This window comes from Acidisphaera rubrifaciens HS-AP3, assembly GCF_000964365.1.
GTDB classification, from domain to species: Bacteria; Pseudomonadota; Alphaproteobacteria; order Acetobacterales; family Acetobacteraceae; genus Acidisphaera; species Acidisphaera rubrifaciens.
In genome coordinates this window covers 1-1,413 of record NZ_BANB01000332.1, presented here as the reverse complement: position 1 = coordinate 1,413, position 1,413 = coordinate 1, and the positions used below count along the sequence as shown (strand labels likewise).

Genomic DNA, 1,413 nt, shown 5'->3' with positions numbered 1-1,413 from the left:
CCGACGCCGCCACAACCATTCTCAAACGAACTCTATCACCCTCTAAAGCATGCCGATTACTTCCGTCAGAATTTTATTAAATACACTCGGATCTAGATAGAAATCACGCATCCAAATCGGCAGCGGTGGTTGTGGCTCCAGTCCAACGTGAGGGCATCTCATATCAATATAGTTAATGCCCCTCAGTTGACACAAAAACCAAAGAAACACATCTGGCATACTCTCTGGAGACAATACCGTCACGCAGGAACATTTAATTGAATAGATCAAATTCGTTAGGGAAGATCCCATCGCTCCAACGATAATTTTTGCATCTTTAAAAACTGATATTTGGGTAGTTATATCACAGCCGTTTGGATCAAAAATATAGAAACCCTTTGTTTCTGCTAGGTTTGCTAGATCAGGCTCATTTATAAGATTTCTACTCTGTCCACCTCGGCGGACGAAGAGCCGTTCGTGGCCGGCACCAGCGCAGCCCTCAGCCACCGCATCATGGCAATCCCTGACGGTTGATGTTAGATATTCACCATGTTCAGAGATGCCTGATACGACGATTAACTCTCGGCACCAGAGTGGACTGTTGTCAGACCAACGTATATCGTATTCTGAAATTCCTAAACGGGCGAGAGTGTCAATCATAATCGCGTCCATCGGACCCATTGTTCTATGAAGAAGAAAACGGCGATCCGGTCCAGTGTTAAGCAATTGTCCAGCAACATACGCTAAAGGTAACATGTCGACCATCCAATGACCGAACACAAACGGCGAGCGCCGCTTGCACATCACCAGCCGCTGGTCACATCGCTCAATTGTATCGTAATAAACAGCATCTTGGATACTTCTGTGCCCTAAAATCACATCCTCTTCAGAATTCTGTCGAGCCGACCAACTATATAGTTGGCCAGCACTATTGAATATCAACGACTCTCGCGACAAATAAACGCCTTTAAGTAAAAATACAGAAACTTCTCTTCCATTTATATTTGGACGCCTATAAATTTCTTCCAATATGGGGACCGTCCAAGACGGAATGTTGTAGGGCCCCCTTATATCTGGATATTTTGTCTGTACAGTTTCGGTTGCGAACTTTGCAATCAGAGCGCTCTCCGGAAATTCGACTCTCGTGATGGGCACTTTGTGGTTCTCCGAACAGTGTTAGCAACGCGGATGGCTGTGGCTTTCAGATCGACGGGATTGTGGGCCCCCGTTTCCTTACCGCCAGTTGTTCTGAGTTCCCTCCGCGCCTACCGACCAACCTGACTTTCAATAATAAGGCGGGGGGCATTTTTGTCTCGGAGGGTCCGCGTATTCCCCATGCCGGCTCGCCGGCTCACGGCTCCTGTCGCTCCCTAAGCCGCGTTCCGTGCCTCCCCCTTCTTAGAGTCCGTTTGAGAAAGGCTCAATGATGGGCGA

The 1,413-nt window shown here is 47.8% G+C and carries 1 protein-coding gene; it reads right to left on the bottom strand.

Annotation, left to right across the window (positions count from 1 at the left end):
* Positions 1-42 precede the first annotated feature (42 nt).
* Positions 43-1,134: a glycosyltransferase family 61 protein gene (locus B8460_RS10585; protein WP_148360524.1), complete on the bottom strand. Its 1,092-nt coding sequence runs from the start codon at positions 1,132-1,134 to the stop codon at positions 43-45.
* Positions 1,135-1,413 lie beyond the last annotated feature (279 nt).